A 15786-nucleotide genomic window follows, 5' to 3' on the forward strand; every position below is an offset into this window, starting at 1 on the left:
GGCTTCCCCCTTGCCCCTGTCTCCAGCGATCCGGAGCCCTTCTATTCTATCGCCAGTATAGCACCCGCAAGCGGCCGCAAACACAGAAAAAAGAGCACCCGCCGCTTCCGCGCGGATGCTCTTCGCCGGACCGAAGGCTCAGACTTTCGTCAACGTATAGACTTTGCTTTTGGCGTCGTAACTCAGCTTGTATTTCCCTTCGAAAAACTTGACCGCCAGAAACTTCGGATTCGTATCTACGTACTTGTTCGTCACGGCGAACTTGATCGTCTTCGGATGACCGCGGTTTTCCATTTCGCGAAGCAGGAACACCCGGAGCTCTTCCGTCGTCTTCAGCTTCATGCCATCGACTTGGGGGAACGTGTTGACGTCCGGATAACCGAAGCCGCTCCACTCGCGCGAGTTCATCATGAACATGGCGTCCTTCAAATAATACGCATAGTCGACCGTCTTCTTCCCGTCCGCCAACGTCGCGTCCAAATACCGCCATTTGCCGTTCACGTACACCATGTTCCACGCATGCTGCCCGACGATGGAATTGCCCGTCTGCGGCATGTCCGGAATGCCGGCCCTCATCGCCAGGTAGTGAAAGAGGGACGCATAGTGTACGCACACCCCTTTGCCCGCGTCGATCGCTTCCAAGGCGTTCTCCCCCGAGACGTAGTCCGTGCCTTTCGAATATTTCACGTGGGCGACGACGTAGTCGAAAATCGCCTTGACCTTCTGCTCGTCCGTCATGCCCGGCTTGACGATTTTCTTGAGAATGAGGTCGGCCTTGGCATAGAGCTTCTTGTGGACGCTATCCGGCTGCGCCGTCATGACGGCCGTCTCGCCCGGCTTCATCACCCGCGCTTCGGCCACGTAGCCTTCCCCATCCCAGTTCGTGTAGACGAACGTGCCGTACATCACTTTGGATTGGCGGAAACGAATGTTCTCGAGGCCGCTCTTAAACGTGAACTTGATTTCGTAATCCGGCGCCCATAGCTCCAAGATCGCAAAACCGATATCGACTCGTTGGTAGGCGCTGCCCGAAAGCTTCACGCCCGTCGTGATTTCCTCGAGATGATAGCGAATGTAATCGTCGGCGTCCGCCTTGGATTCGAAATCCATATAAGCGTAATTGGAACCAACGGAGATAAGCGCCTTCCGGTTCTCCCCGTTACGAGGTAAAATACCCCGGATATTGTTGGCCGAATATCGCTCCGCGCCTTTCTCCGCTTGCGCTAAGGTAAACGGCTTCGACGGTTCGAAGTTGCCGCCAACCGCCTCCATGACGCCGTAATTCAGCACGTTCGCCACCGCGTGGAAGTCGGCCGGCTTAATCGATCCGAAATCCTTCGTCGGCACGTCCCGTCCCAGCACGTAGGTCAAGCTTCTGGCTATTCGCTTCGCCGCTTCGCTCCGCGTCATCGTCCGGTTCAAATCGTCGAGCCCGTCGATGAGACCATATAGGAACGCTTCGTTCACGTAGTTCGGCGTATTCTCGTCGAAGCCTTCGCGTTCGATCTTGAAGCCTTCGAGCGGCTCGTCCTCTCCGAAATAAAGCTTGGCCAGCTCGTCGACCGTAATCGCGTCCGCGGGCGCGGATTCGGCGCGGGCGGCGGGCATGGCGGGCAGCAGCAGCAACAAACAAAGCAACGCGGACAGCAACTTCCTATTCAAAATAATTCCTCCAGACGCGACAAAATTCGACTCTTTTTCGAACCATTGTAGCACGGAGCGGAAAATATAGGCCATCCTTAATATTCCAGATTCTACCTTTGTCACAAATTCGGACGCTCCCCCGTCTTAGTTGCAGATCGAATTCGAGGAGGAATCGGAATATGGAAAACAACGCGAACGCTTACGACGTCGCCGTCATCGGAGGAGGGGCGGCCGGCTTGATCGCGGCGATCGATTTGGCGCGTTCGGGCCTGTCGGTCGTCTTGTTGGAGAAAGCTCACAAGCTCGGAGGCCGGGCGATGACCGTAGAGAAGAACGGCGCCCGGTTTAATCTCGGAGGCCATGCGCTCTACCTCGACGGCGAAGCGAATGCGATCTTCCGGGAATACGGATTGCGGCTGGACGGCGGACCGCCGCAGACGAAAGGCGTCGGCATCTGGAACGGGAAGCTTCCGCCTCTGCCCGGAGGGGCTGCCGCCCTGTTGACCTCCAAGCTTCTGTCGTGGCCGGGCAAAATCGAGCTGGCCCGAATCATGACGAAGCTTCCGAAGCTCGATACGGAAGCCTTGTCCGAAATAAGCTTGCGGGAATGGGCCGAACGGGAAATCCGCGACCCGATGGTCAGGAACATGACGTACGCGCTATGCCGGACGTCGACGTACAACAAGGACATCGACCTTCCGATCGCCGGCCCCGTCCTTCGGCAACTCGAACGCTCCCTTCGCAAGGACAGAATCCGCTACTTGGACGGGGGCTGGCAGACGATCGTCGATCAACTGCGCGATCTGGCGCTTCGCTCGGGCGCGACGATCTTGACGGGGCAAAGCGTCGCGGACATCGAGCATGACGGCGCGGTCCTCGGATTGAGGCTAAGCGACGGCACGACGCTGAGCGTACCGCGCGTCGTTAGCGCGCTGGCTCCGCGCGAGACGTTTCGGCTCGTCCGCGACGCGGACCATACGGCGCTTCGCGGATGGAAAGAAGACGCGCGGCCCGCGATGGCGGCCTGTCTCGACCTCGCCCTTCGCAAGCTGCCGGTGCCCGGCCGCAACCTCGCCATCGGGCTCGATAGGCCGATCTTCGCTTCGAACCACTCGTTCGGCGCCAAGCTTAGCGATAACGGCGACCAAGTCGTTCACCTCGTCAAATACAACATGGCGGGAGAAGGAAATCCGCAAGAGGACGAGCGGATTCTCGAGCAGGCGATGACGCTGCTCCATCCGAATTGGCAAGCCGAGCTCGTCGGGAAGCAGTTTCTTCCGACGATGACCGTCTGCCACGATTTCATGCATCTCCGCCGGAGAGACCGGCGGCCGGGACCGGCCGTCCCGGAAATTCGCGGCCTCTACGTGGCAGGAGATTGGGCGAGCCACGGAGAATGGCTCTTGGACGCGGCAGCTGCCAGCGCCCGGAGAGCTTCGAAGCGAATCATCGAAGAGCTTGCGCGCGAAGGAACGGGAGACGCCGGACGCGCGTTGGCCGCACATCGCTAAGAAAGGGGACCTCCCCATGACGGAATCTCTATTCACGGACGAAATCTATCAAACGTACAAACCTTTGCTCTTCTCCTTGGCCTATCGGATGCTGGGAAGCGCGGCCGACGCCGAAGACGTCGTTCACGACGCGTTCCTCTCCCTGAAGGACGCATCCCAGGAAGCGATCCAGAACACGAAAGCCTATTTATGCAAAATCGCCACCAACCGTTGCATCGATCGCCTGCGATCGGCGCAAAGCCGGCGCGAAATCTACGTCGGTCCTTGGCTGCCCGAGCCTCTCGTCGAGAGCCCGATCGGGAATGGCGATCCTTACAGCTCTTATGCGCGGAACGAATCGCTGTCTACCGCATATCTCTTGCTGCTGCAGCAGTTATCATCGACGGAACGCGCCGTCTTCCTGCTCCGGGAAGCCCTTCAATACGAATACGACGAGATCGCCGGCATCGTGGGCAAGAGTCCCTCGAATTGCAGGCAGATTTTCTCGCGCGCCAAGCGCAGCATTGGACAGCATTCCCCGGACGGAGACGGAGATGGGCAATGGGCAACCGCGATGCCGGGATCGGACGATACCGCCCGCAAAGTCGCCGATCTGGTCGCCCGGTTCATCGCCGCCTTGGCCGCCGGCAATCCGGGACAGCTCATGAACGTGCTATCCGCGGATGTCACGCTGCTGTCGGACGGCGGCGGCAAAGTCAACGCGGCTATCCGCCCGATCGAAGGCGCGGAACGCATCGCCAAGTTTTTCGAGGGCTTGTCGAAGAAACAGTCCTCCAGCTTTTCCTTCCGAGTCGCGACGGTCAACGGCCTGCCCGGCATCGTCACGTACGAAGGCGGACGGACGCAAAGCGTCATCTCCTTCCGGGCGACGGCCGATCGGATCGACGGGATCTACATCGTCGTTAACCCGGATAAGCTGACTCGCGTGCAGTAAGCTATTCACGACGAAGGACGAAGAGAAACCATTTTGGCGTAAACACGGGCCTGATGGAACGCGATCTCTCGGGTTTCAGTCGTCGCCAAAGCGCTGCTGATCCAGACAAACTGCAAAAGTACAGGTTGATCCATCCCAAATCGGCAAAACGACCGAACAACCTGCGCCCACTACAGTTTGTTGAGTTGAAAGGGCTCATTTTCCATAAAAATCGGCAAACAAACTGCATTTTTGCTGGTTGTCCACAAACTTTGAAGATCTAGCCCAAACAAACTGCACATTTGCAGTTTGTCTGGTCCATCGGTGCCATAATGGCAAAGCATGGACGCGATTGTTACCGGACAGTCGTCAGCGGTTCGGCGGCATCGGCGAGAACGGCGGTCCCTCATTCCGTGCAAAGCCATCCGACGACATTCGCGGCAGAACGTTCGCGTCTGGAAGGACGCGTCGTCGAATTACTCCAAGATCTCCACGTCGATCAGCTTAAACCGCGTCACGTCCGCCAAGCCGCGGTTCGTGATGCGGATTTCCGGGATGACCGGCAGCGCGATGAGCGAGAACGTCATGAACGGCGCGTTCAGCGGGCAGCCGATCCGCTTCCACGCGTCTTCCATCCGCGCGACCTCGACAACGACTTCATCCAGCGACTTCTCGGACATGAGGCCCGCGATCGCCATCGGCACTTCCGCGAGCACCCGGCCGTCCTCGACGACGATCATGCCTCCTCCGATGCGGACGAGCTCGTTCGCCGCGAAAGCCATGTCGGCCTCGTTCGTGCCCATGACGAGCAGGTTATGGCTATCGTGCGCGACCGTGGACGCGACCGCTCCCGATTTCAATCGGAACCCTTGCGCGAACGCGAGCGAGATCTCGCCCGTGCCGCGATGGCGCTCGATGCAAGCGAGCCGGATCACGTCTTGCTCCGGGTCCGGCAGAACGATGCCGTTCTCGACGCGAAGCGTCGCCGTCCGCTTCTCCGTTCTCGCGCTGTTCTCGATCGCGCCGATGACGTTGACCCGGGTATGGTCTTGGCCCGGGCGGCGGCTCGCGAGCTTAAAGTCGTCCGGCGTCAGCGCCCTCTTCACGTTCATCGAATTGCGGATATGCTCGGGATATACGAAGTTCGGAAATTCCGCCGCATAAGCGCCATTGTCGTAAACGACTTGCCCGTCCGCGAGGACCGTCGAAGGCGTCATGTCGCGCAGATCGTCGATGAGCAGAATATCCGCGCACTTGCCCGGCGCGATGCCGCCGAGATCCTGGTCGAGCTTGAAGTAGCGCGCGACGTTGATCGTCGCCATCCGGATCGCCGTCACCGGGTCGACGCCCTCTTCGATCGCGCGTCTCACGACGTGGTTGATATGCCCCTTCTCGACGAGCGTCTGCGGCATGACGTCGTCGGTGACGAGGGATATGTTATCCGTGTTGACCTTGTCCTCGGTAACGATCTTGATGACTTCCTTCACGTCGTGCCACGCGGAGCCTTCGCGAATCATGAGATGCATGCCCATGCGGACCTTATGCAGCCCTTGCTCGCGCGTGATGGTCTCGTGGTCGGAGGTAACCCCGGAAGCGATGTAGGCTTGGAGCATCGGATCGTCGTCGCTTGGAAAATGTCCCGTCACGGTGCCGCCGCTTCTCATCGTCGCTTCGATTTCCCCGAGCATTTTCGGATCGCCGTACACGACGCCCGGGAAGTTCATGACTTCTCCCAACCCGACCACGTTGTTCCACTTCAGGCCCTCTTCGATATCGGCGACTTCGAGGCGCGCGCCCGCGTCCTCCAGATCGTTCGTCGCCGGCACGCAGGACGGGAATGTCGTGAACACCTTCAGCGGCAATCGCTGCCCTTCCTCGTGCATGAGGCGGACGCCTTCCGAACCGAACACGTTGGCGATCTCGTGCGGATCCATGAAGATGCCGGTCGTCCCCTTCGCAAGCGCCGCCCGGGCGAATTCGGTCACGGAGAGCATCGTGCTCTCGACGTGCATATGTCCGTCCAGCAACCCCGGCGCGATGTAGCGGCCTTGGGCGTCGACGACCTTCGTCTCCGGCCCGATCGCGCGCGCCGCGTTGCCGACGTAGGCGACTCTGCCCGCCGCGATCGCGACGTCGATATTATCCAATATTTCTCCGGAGAACACGTTCACGAGCTTGCCTCCCCGGACGACGACGTCCGCGAAAGCCTGCCCCAGCGCGACTTGGGCGAGCGTCCGGCTGACTTCGTGCAGTTGATTTCTCGGTTTCATGGGCATTCTGACTCCTTTTTGGTTAAAGATCGAATGACGATCGATGCGATGTCACAAAACGAATTCTCTAGCTGTCATATCTATGTAACCAAGCAAACACGCCTTCGACGGTCCGGCCGGACGTCGAGGCAAACGACAAGGAGCGATTGAAGATGGAACTGAGAATCAAGAGTCAACAAGCGAATCCCGAGGCTTACAAGGCGATGCTGGATCTGGAGCAATTTATCGTGAAATCCGGCTTGGACAAAAAAACTTACGAGTTCATCAAGCTGCGCGCCTCGCAGATCAACGGCTGCTCGTACTGCATCGATATGCACTCGAAGGATTTGCTCGCCATGGGCGAGAGCGTGGACCGGCTGCTGCTGCTGTCCGCTTGGCGCGAAACGCCAATCTACTCGGACGCGGAACGCGCCGTGCTCGAGCTGACCGAATACGCCACGAAGCTGTCCGAGGCGGGCGTTCCGGACGACGTCTACGCTCGCGTTCGCGCCCACTTCGACGAGAAGCAATACGTCGACCTGCTCATGGCGATCAGCGTCATCAACGCCTGGAACCGCATCGGCGTCGGCACGGGCATGTTCCCGGGCTGCTTCTGACCGCTAAGCTAACCGAAGCGCGTCAGCTTATCCGGGTTACGCACCATATAAATACTGCGAACGCGGGAGCCCTCGGGCTCCCTTTCCATTTCCAGGCAGAGAACGATCGTCGCTTGTCCGTCCCTGTACAGCGCTAGCCCGGGCTCTCCGTTCAAGCGAACGCGCCGAAAGCCTTCCTTGAACGCGCCTTTGGCGACGATCCCCTCGAAGAACGCCTGGACGCGTCCGATGCCGATAATCGGGTTGAGCGCCGTGCGGACTTTGCCGCCGCCGTCCGACAAGAGCGTCACTTCGTCCAGCAGGAAAGACAGGAGCGGCTTGAAGTTCCCCGTGTCGGAAGCGCGCAGGAAAGCGTCGATGAACCGTTCGCGGGCCTCTTCCCTCTCCTCGTCCAGCGAGGAGGGCGGAGCGGAAGACGCGGAGGGAGCCGCTTCCTTGACCTTCGCCTGCGCCCGGCTGAACGTCTTCCGGCAGCTCGCTTCCGTCTTGTCGAGCATGTCCGCCAAGTCCGCGTACTCGAAGCCTATCGTTTCCTTCAATACGTAGATCGCCCGCTCGAGCGGCGACAGCTTCTGCAGCAGGACGAGATAGGCGTAGCCGATATTTCCCCGGCGCTCCGCCGGATCGCTCCAGTAACCCTCGCCCCCGCGTCCGCCTGCGGCCTCGTCCGGCAGCGGCTCCGGCAACCAAGATCCCGTATACGCTTCGCGCCGTCGTTTCGACGATTGAAGCTCATTAAGGCAGCGGTTGGTCGTCATTTTCGCCAAATACGCTTTCTCGTTCCCGATGCCGGCCGCATCCAGCCGCATGTACCGGGCGAACACGTCTTGGACGATATCCTCCGCGTCCGACGCGCTGCCGAGCATGCGGTAAGCTAGCCCGAACAGCATCGGCCGGTGTTCCGCGTAGTGCGCTTCTTGTGTCGCCATTCGCTCCGCTCCCCTTTGCCGCTATTATACCAAATTGCCCTCGGATGAGAAAAAAAGGCTTTCCCCCGTCATCCGCGATGACGTAGGGAAAGCCCTCTTGCGCTTATGCCGCTTGCTTAACGATTACGGTTCGACGCCCCAAGCCAAGCTTCCGGACACGTAGGCGGGAACCTTCGTCCAGTCGACGTAGCTCGTATCCGTGGAATCGAACGAATAGTCGCCCGTTTGCGTGTAATTCGTCCAGTCCGATTTCGAGGACCGGGTTTGGATCTCGATACTCTGACCGGCGGCCAGGGAACCCGCTCCGCTCGTGAAGCCGATTTCCAGGTAATAGTCCGCCCCCGTTTTCGGAGTCGTCATGCTAATGAAGGAACCGGTGACATTGGAGCTGCCGATCGTCGACCAGTCGCACCAGAAGCTTTGCGCTTGCACTCCGTCGATCGTGTAATAGTATCTGAGCTTCACGTTCGACAGCGTGACGGCGGACGTTCCGGTGTTGACGAGCTTGAACCGCGGATTGAGCGTATTCGACGCAGACGTCGTCGTCCCGTTGTACATTTGGACCTTCAAGCTGCTTGTCATGCCGGTCGTATCGACGACGGTGACGGCGAGATTCGCCGCGGAGCCCGCGCTGAAGTTGAACGAGAGCGTCGTCGTCCCGACCGCCTGCGCGGCCAAGTACTCTTTCTTGATCGTGACGGCGGAGCCGGAAACCGTATAGTCCGTGCCCGAGACAAGCGTCGCCGTTCCGTTCTTAATGCTGCTGAGCGTGTTGCCGTTCAGCGTCATCGTCACGGCGATGTCGGCCTGATTGGCCGTCTTCTTGTCGAACGCGGCGGTCGTCGGGCTAATCGTGGAGCTCACGACCGATGTGTCGACAATGCTTACCGCGAGGTTTTGCGTGGCGCCGGCGCTAAACGTAAAGGTGAGCGTCGTCGTCCCGACCGCTTGCGCGGCCAAGTATGCTTTCTTGATCGTGACGGCGGAGCCGGAAACCGTATAGTCCGTGCCCGACACGAGTGTCGCCGTTCCGTTCTTGATGCTGCTCAGCGTATTGCCGTTCAGCGTCATCGTCACGGCGATGTCGGCCTGATTGGCCGTCTTCTTGTCGAACGTGGCGGTCGTAGGGCTGATCGTGGAATTGCTCGTCACATTGACCGGATCGGCGTATAAAATGCCGCGTCCGTTCGTGCCGAGGTAGACGCGTCCGTAAATTCGCGGATCGCCGGTGATCGCCATATTGATCTTGGCGTATTGGTGCTGATCGTCGTTGATCCGGACCCAGGTCGCGCCCGTATCGTCGGAGCGGAACACGCCGCGCACGCCATCGATCTTCGCTACGGTATAGAGCGCTTGGTAGCTTTGACCCGGCGCGGCCATGCCGAAGCCGATCAAGTCCGCTTCCTGCACGTTCGTCAGCTTGGAGAAGCTCGCTCCGGAGTTGGTGGAATGCCATAAGCCGTATTTCGATTCCACCGTATTGCCTCCGGCGAACCAGATGTCCCCTTCGATGCCCGGAACGGCTTTGATGCTGAGTTGGGCTTGGTTCGGCTGCAGGCCGGCCACGTCGTTCGTCGGCAATCCCGTCGCCGCCGTAGCGGTAAACGTAACCCCGCCGTCCGTGCTGATGTAGAAGGTGCCGGCGTAGAACGCATAAAATTTGTTCGGGTTAACGCGGTCGGACAGCACCTTCGCTTTCGCGGGAACGCCCGTGCTCGCGGTCCAGGAATTACCGGACGTCTTGGAATAGTACACGCCGATGTCGCCCGTGCTCCACACGATCGCGTTCCCGTTCGCCGATACGGCGACTTGACCGTTGCCGACCGTCGTCGTCGTGCCGTTCGACGGTTCGGAGCTCGGCATATACCAGTTCGATCCCCCGTCGCTCGATAGACCGATCGATTTCATGTTCGCGTCGGCGGACTTATCGGCGCTTCCGATCCGAACCATAAAGGAAGGATTCAGCTCCGCGTAGTCGATGCTTTGCGTCGACGCGTAAGACGGCTGCGTCTGATAAGTCGTCGGCGCCTGGGTCAGATCCTCATGCCTGAAGCCGGAGATGTCGCCGAGCGCGCTAATGAGATGGGAAGTGCCGGAAGGAGGGCTGATCAGGCCGAGCACCGCCGTTTCTTCGATACCCTTGGCCGCAACCGCGATGTTCACCGTCCCCCCGGTATCCCAGGCCGTCAAATTGTTAGAGCCGTAGATCGTCGCCCCGGTTCCGTACAGCATCCGGTTCGAGTTAAACGGATCGATCTCCAGATCGCCTATCATCCAGCCAATCAAAGGGGAAGGAATCGGCGGAGCTGCCGTCTTCCCGAACGTCAGCCACGGAGCGGCCGAGATGTCCTGCGAGTACCGAAGCGTGCGGTTCGGGTAGCCGTTCCAGTCCCAGATCCGGCTCCACGTCGTTCCGCCGTCCGTGCTGCGGAAAATGATCGCGTCCGGCCACCAGGAGTTAAGCGTGGCGACCATGACGGTGTTCGGATTCTGCGCGTCGACCGCAAGTCCGCCGTAACCGTAATAATTGTCCGTGCTGCTGCCCGGAACCGGACTGATTAGGGTCCACGTTCCCGTCGCGGTATCCAGCTTCCAGACGTCGCCTTTGGACCCGTCGTAAGGTCCAACGCCGTTGCTGTAGCTAATATAAAGCTTGCCCGTGGAGGACAACACGCCGTGGTGCGGCAAATACCCTGTCGGCTGCCCCGGTACGGCCGCCCAAGTCGCGCCGCCGTCCGTGCTCTTGAAAACGCTGTTCCCGGTATCCGCCACGCCGACGTAGATCGTCTGCGTCGCGTTGCCCAAGCTTCCCGTGCTCTTATCGAACGTGATCCAAGCGAGGCCGACGGTATCGCTGCCGTACTCCTGACCCGGGAACTGAATGTAAGTGCCCGTATTCGTGAAGCTCGTCACCTTCGCCCAAGTGACTCCGTAGTCCGTGCTCTTCCATAGCCCGTTGCCGCTACGCGCGCCGTAGAACAAGATACTGTTCTTGTTCGGATCGATCATTAGCCGCTCGCCCATCGACCTGCCCGGCATGTTGCCGCCGACTTTGAACGGGAGCGCCGTCGTCTGCCAAGTCGCCCCTTGATCGGTAGAACGCATGATCTGGCCGTTGTCGTCCCAAGCGTTCGTGTACGTGCCCGTAGCCATGTACACGCGGTTCGGATCGATCGGGTCGGTGGCGAGCGCATCGACTCCGTTCTTGTTCCAATCCGTCCAGCCGACCGAATCGTTAAGCGGAATCCAGCTGCCGGTCGTCTGGTTCCACCGGTACGCTCCTCCGATATCGGTTCGCGCGTAAATCAAGTTCGGCTGCGTCTGGTTAAAGATAATGCCCGGCACGAAGCCTCCCCCGGCTCCCGTGACGACGCTCTTCCAATTGTACGCTTCGCTTCCGGCGGCATGAACCTTCGCCTGCGGCGCCGAGAAGAACGGCACCACGACGGACGCCAGCAAAACAACCAAGCCCGACTTGCGGATCAACTTCTTAATCACGATCGAAACCTCCTTATGAATGGTAAGATAGAATACCGATTCAAGGCGGCAGGAAGCCCTATTCGCTGCTCCCCCGCGCCACGACAAAAATCACCCCCTTTCCGTTTACGGACTTGGACTGAATCCTGAATCGATTGGATGAACTCGGAGCTCGATATCTTAATGCGTAATGGACGGTAAAGGTAGGTATTGCTCGTAGGGTGTTGACCGAGGTGCGAGAAGAGAAGCGATTGCATAGAGGACTGAAGGTTTCCGTTGCGGGAGATCCAAAGAGGAAAAGATTGCGCTTTCATTGTACTAGAGACCGAGCTTCGTTCGGGAGTGAAAACGGTCGCGGGCGACGGACGGCCGTCGGTTGTTTTCGAACCGTTTTCCAACCGCCCCCTGCCGCGATCGCACCGTTTTCTCCGCCAACCCACGAAAATGCCCGGTCTATGTACGTTGAACTTAAGTATCGAGATCCAAGTACCTGAAGCCCATCTTCGGAACTGGAGTAAAATAAGATTGCGGCATCCTGTTATTCACGCCGATTTCGGATTTTGATGGACAATAAGATGATGCAGTAACGTTCAATCGTTCCAACCCCATTTAGTCGAACTACTGCCCTCGGTTGGCCGGGTTGCGGCGCTGTAGTTGGGTTTAGTCGAACTACTGCTCTCGGTTGGCCGGGTTACGGCGCTGTAGTTGGGATTAGTCGAACTACTGCTTGCGGATGACCGGATTTCCTCGCTGTAGTTGGGTTTAGTCGAACTACTGCTCTCGGTTGGCCGGGTTACGGCGCTGTGGTTGGGTTTAGTCGAACTACTGCCCTCGGTTGGCCGGGTTACGACGCTGTAGTTGGGTTTAGTCGAACTACTGCTCTCGGTTGGCTGGGTTACAGCGCTGTAGTTGGGTTTAGTCGAACTACTGCTCTCGGTTGGTCGGTTTACGGCTGTAGTTGGGTTTAGTCGAACTACTGCTCTCGGTTGGCCGGGTTGCGGCGCTGTAGTTGGGTATAGTCGAACTACTGCTCTCGGTTGGCCGGGTTGCGGCGCTGCAGTTGGGTTTAGTCGAACTACTGCCCTCGGTTGGCCGGGTTACGGTGCTGTAGTTGGGTTTAGTCGAACTACTGTTGTAGTTGCCGTAGAAGTCGGAGAAGTCGTCGTTGCCGAACTGGACGACGCGAACCTTGAACACCGGATAGACGTACGTTACGCCGAAGATCGCTCGGCTTCGCGCGAAGCTGAATAACCGGCTCGTGGCGAAGGCGCCTTGTACAGCGCGACGATCTCCGCCGGGGACAGGGTAGTTTTAGGTTCAACCTATATAGTTACTCATCGGCATCTAAACCGGGCATTGCCGAACTGGCGAAATTGGGGTGCATTAAAGCGACTGCGTGCTCGCTGGCTGCCCGACCGGCGCGCCCGGCTCCTTTTGCGGTCCAACAAGGGAATACCGCTGCCACGCCAGGCTTTTCCACCGAAGCAGCATAATCAGGCCCCGCAGCCATTCGTCGACCGCGAACGCGATCCATATGCCGAACAGCCCCATGCCGTAGTGAATGCCGAGCGCGTAGGCCAGAGGGACCGCCACGCCCCACATGGAGATGACGCCGACGAACACGGGGAACCGCGCGTCTCCCGCCGCCCTCAGCGAGGCGATGACGACGAGATTAAACGTCCGGCCCGGCTCCAAGACGACCGATAGCAGCAGGATTCCTGTCGCCATCGCGAGAATCTCCGCGTCTTCGGTGAACAGGCCGACGATGCCTTCGCGGAAGAACGCCGCCGCGCCGACGACCGCCAGCGTCACGACGAAGCTGATCTTCACGCTTCGCATCAGCCGTTCGTATGCCGCTCGATTCTCGCCCGCCCCGACCATCTGACCGACGATGATTTCCGTGCCGATGCCGATCGCGAACGCCAGGGAGAAGAAGTAGTGCGAAATATTCATGATATAGATATGGGCGGATAGCGCGGTCACTCCGATGATATTGATGAAGCTCATGATCATCATGTATTGCCCCTGCCAAGCGAGATGTTCGCCCGCGGCCGGCAGGCCGACGCCAAGAATCTGCTTTACGTACTCGCCTTTCCATTTCACGTAATCCTTCAAGCGGATCGGCGACAACGCGCGGCGGTACAAGATCATGAACAGAACGACGATGCCGAGCGCCCGGCTGACGACGGCGGAGACGGCGGCACCCGTAACGCCCATCTCCGGGAATCCGGCATGGCCGAAGATCAGCAGGTAATTGCCGACGAGATGCACCGCGTTCACGCCGAGAGTGACGAACAGGACGTCCTTCGTCCTTCCTTGCGACCGAATAATCGAAGAGATCGCGTAAGACAGCGCCTCGATCCAGATGAAGCCGCCGATGATCTTCAAATACCGGCTCGCGATGCCGATCTGCTCGGCGTCCAAGTTCAGAAGCCTCATGAGCGGCTCCGCGCAAACGACGAGAGCGGCGCTGACGATCAGGCCGAACAGGAAATTGATCGAGATCGCGTGCGCCGAGATCCGGCTCGCTTCCCGCTCCCGCCCGGCTCCGATATACTGGGCCACGACGATGCTCGTGCCGATGCCGACGAAGCCGAACATCGTGATGCAGAAGTAGATGATCTCGTTGGATATGCCGACGGCGCCCGTCGCGAGATCGGACACCTGGCTCATCATGAACACGTCGGCCGAGCCGTGAAACATCCGCAGCAGCGTATCGAGGAAGATCGGCCACGTGACGGCGAACAGGGACAGTTTGCGCCAGGACGGCGTCGATGGGTCGGAAATGGATTTCATTGGGGCTTGCTCCTATTCTTCCGAAGAAAACGCAAAGGGTTCAACCCGTATGTAGCGAGGTTGAACCCGAAGGTTGCATTGCCTTTAGATTAACGATATAGCGAAGGTACCACGGGCGCGGAAAGCTGTCAATCGCGTTTCGTTGGAAGAGCCGCGGCGACCGCCCTGCCCGCCGCCGCCGAACCCGGAAGCTTCGCCCGCGGCGTACAAGCCGGGAACCGGCATCCCGGAAGCGTCCAACACCCGGCCGGACAGATCCGTCTGCAGCCCGCCGAGCGTCTTGCGGCTGACGATGCGCAGGCGAACGGCGATGAGCGGCCCGTTCTTCGGATCGAGCAGCTTGTGCGGCTTCGCCGCCCGGATGATCTTGTCTCCGATATAATGGCGAGCGCCCCGAAGCGCCGTAATCTGCAGGTCTTTCGTGAACGCGTTGTCCATCTCGCGGTCGCGGGCCCGAATCTGGCGTTCCAGATCGGCGAGATCGATCAAGTCGTCCCCCGTCAGCCTGTTCATGCCGGCGACCAGCTCCGGGAGGTTATCCGAGATGACGAAGTCCTCGCCGTTCTCCATGAACGCCTTGACCGGAGCCGGCCCGGAGACCGCCCGGCCGAGCACCTTGCGAATGTTCTTGCCGGTCAGATCCGGATTCTGTTCCGAGCCGGACAGCGCGAATTCCTTCTTAATGATCTTCTTCGTCAGCACGAACCACGAATAATCGTAGCCGCTCCGCTGGATCGCCTCTAACGTGCCTAGCGTGTCGAAGCCGGGGAAATTCGGCGCCCCGAAGCGCTTGCCCCGCGCGTCGAACCACATGGACGAAGGCCCGGGCAGAACGCGAATGCCGTGCCGGTCCCATACGGGATTCCAATTCGCCAGCCCTTCCGTGTAATGCCACATCCGGTCGCGGTTGACGATGCGTCCGCCCGCCGCTTCCGCGATGCCGAGCAAACGCCCGTCGACGTGGGCGGGCACGCCCGAGAGCATGCGCCGCGGCGGCTCGCCGGGCCGACGGCTTCACGCGAGCTCGGCTCGCCCCGCGCCGCTTCGCTCGGCACGAGAATCGAACCGCCGACGCCGATTACGGCGCCGCCCTCCAGAAGAAGCCGATCGACTTGGTGACGGGGACGATAGTCGACCCGTCCCCGGCTCATATGCTCGCGAACCCGCTTCTCGAACGGCGCGACGATGCCCGGGCCCGTTCCCCAGACGATGTGGAATCTCGGCACGGAATTGCCGTGCCCGTCGGCGAGGTAACCGCCGCGCTCCGCCCAGCCGACGACGGGGAAGAACCTCACGCCCATGCCGCGCAGCCATTCGCGTTTCTCTCCCGCCGCGAACTTCACGTAAGCTTCCGCCCACCGGCGTCCCCATGCGTCCTCGTCCGCTTCCCGGTCGAAGCCCGCCGAGCCCATCCAATCTTGCCAAGCCAGCTCATGGGAGTCCTTGATGCCCAGCCGGCGCTGCTCCGGGGAGTCGACGAGGAACAAGCCTCCGAACGACCACCAAGCCTGACCTCCGAACGAAGCTTCCGGCTCTTGATCCAACAGCAATACCTTCTTGCCCGCGTCGGCGATCTCCGCCGTCGCCACCAAGCCCGCCAACCCCGCTCCTACCACGATGACATCGTAATCCACGGCGACCTCTCCCTTT

The 15786-nt window shown here is 59.9% G+C and carries 8 protein-coding genes and 1 pseudogene; 3 read left to right on the top strand and 6 right to left on the bottom strand.

Going from position 1 to position 15786, the window contains the following annotated elements; translation table 11 throughout:
- Positions 1-138: 138 nt before the first annotated feature.
- Positions 139-1662 (bottom strand): transglutaminase domain-containing protein, encoded by a 1524-nt coding sequence (locus ACFPPD_RS09400; RefSeq protein WP_209748894.1) that lies wholly within the window; start codon positions 1660-1662, stop codon positions 139-141.
- 161 nt (positions 1663-1823) lie between these two features.
- Here ACFPPD_RS09400 and ACFPPD_RS09405 point away from each other — a divergent pair, with 161 nt between their 5' ends.
- Positions 1824-3155 (top strand): phytoene desaturase family protein, encoded by a 1332-nt coding sequence (locus ACFPPD_RS09405; RefSeq protein WP_209748895.1) that lies wholly within the window; start codon positions 1824-1826, stop codon positions 3153-3155.
- 16 nt (positions 3156-3171) lie between these two features.
- Complete coding sequence (locus tag ACFPPD_RS09410; protein ID WP_209748896.1) at positions 3172-4089, top strand: RNA polymerase sigma-70 factor; 918 nt, start codon at positions 3172-3174, stop codon at positions 4087-4089.
- Between the two features lie 455 nt (positions 4090-4544).
- Here the strand turns inward: ACFPPD_RS09410 and ade are convergent, their stop codons facing one another.
- Positions 4545-6338, bottom strand: coding sequence for an adenine deaminase (ade, locus tag ACFPPD_RS09415; RefSeq protein WP_209748897.1), 1794 nt, complete (start codon positions 6336-6338; stop codon positions 4545-4547).
- A gap of 152 nt (positions 6339-6490) precedes the next feature.
- Between ade and ACFPPD_RS09420 the strand changes: the two genes are divergently transcribed.
- Positions 6491-6934, top strand: a complete 444-nt coding sequence (locus ACFPPD_RS09420; RefSeq protein ID WP_209748898.1) for a carboxymuconolactone decarboxylase family protein — start codon at positions 6491-6493, stop codon at positions 6932-6934.
- A gap of 8 nt (positions 6935-6942) precedes the next feature.
- On the opposite strand, the gene ACFPPD_RS09425 is transcribed toward ACFPPD_RS09420, so the two are convergent.
- From ACFPPD_RS09425 to ACFPPD_RS09440, 4 genes and pseudogenes are all read right to left on the bottom strand, one after another.
- Positions 6943-7863 (bottom strand): sigma-70 family RNA polymerase sigma factor, encoded by a 921-nt coding sequence (locus ACFPPD_RS09425; RefSeq protein WP_209748899.1) that lies wholly within the window; start codon positions 7861-7863, stop codon positions 6943-6945.
- 123 nt (positions 7864-7986) lie between these two features.
- Positions 7987-11358, bottom strand: a complete 3372-nt coding sequence (locus ACFPPD_RS09430; protein ID WP_378082022.1) for a X2-like carbohydrate binding domain-containing protein — start codon at positions 11356-11358, stop codon at positions 7987-7989.
- A gap of 1365 nt (positions 11359-12723) precedes the next feature.
- Positions 12724-14136: an MATE family efflux transporter gene (locus tag ACFPPD_RS09435; protein WP_209748901.1), complete on the bottom strand. Its 1413-nt coding sequence runs from the start codon at positions 14134-14136 to the stop codon at positions 12724-12726.
- Positions 14137-14289: 153 nt separating this feature from the next.
- Positions 14290-15770 (bottom strand): annotated as a pseudogene (locus ACFPPD_RS09440) (FAD-binding dehydrogenase); the annotation flags it as partial.
- Positions 15771-15786: the final 16 nt, after the last annotated feature.

Source organism: Cohnella suwonensis (assembly GCF_042655365.1).
GTDB classification, from domain to species: Bacteria; Bacillota; Bacilli; order Paenibacillales; family Paenibacillaceae; genus Cohnella; species Cohnella suwonensis.

Bases quoted from the DNA above. Each gene is read 5' to 3' on its own strand.
- ade (WP_209748897.1), bottom strand. From the start codon at position 6,338: ATGAAACCGAGAAATCAACTGCACGAAGTCAGCCGGACGCTCGCCCAA.
- ACFPPD_RS09405 (WP_209748895.1), top strand. From the start codon at position 1,824: ATGGAAAACAACGCGAACGCTTACGACGTCGCCGTCATCGGAGGAGGG.
- ACFPPD_RS09435 (WP_209748901.1), bottom strand. From the start codon at position 14,136: ATGAAATCCATTTCCGACCCATCGACGCCGTCCTGGCGCAAACTGTCC.
- ACFPPD_RS09420 (WP_209748898.1), top strand. From the start codon at position 6,491: ATGGAACTGAGAATCAAGAGTCAACAAGCGAATCCCGAGGCTTACAAG.
- ACFPPD_RS09410 (WP_209748896.1), top strand. From the start codon at position 3,172: ATGACGGAATCTCTATTCACGGACGAAATCTATCAAACGTACAAACCT.
- ACFPPD_RS09425 (WP_209748899.1), bottom strand. From the start codon at position 7,863: ATGGCGACACAAGAAGCGCACTACGCGGAACACCGGCCGATGCTGTTC.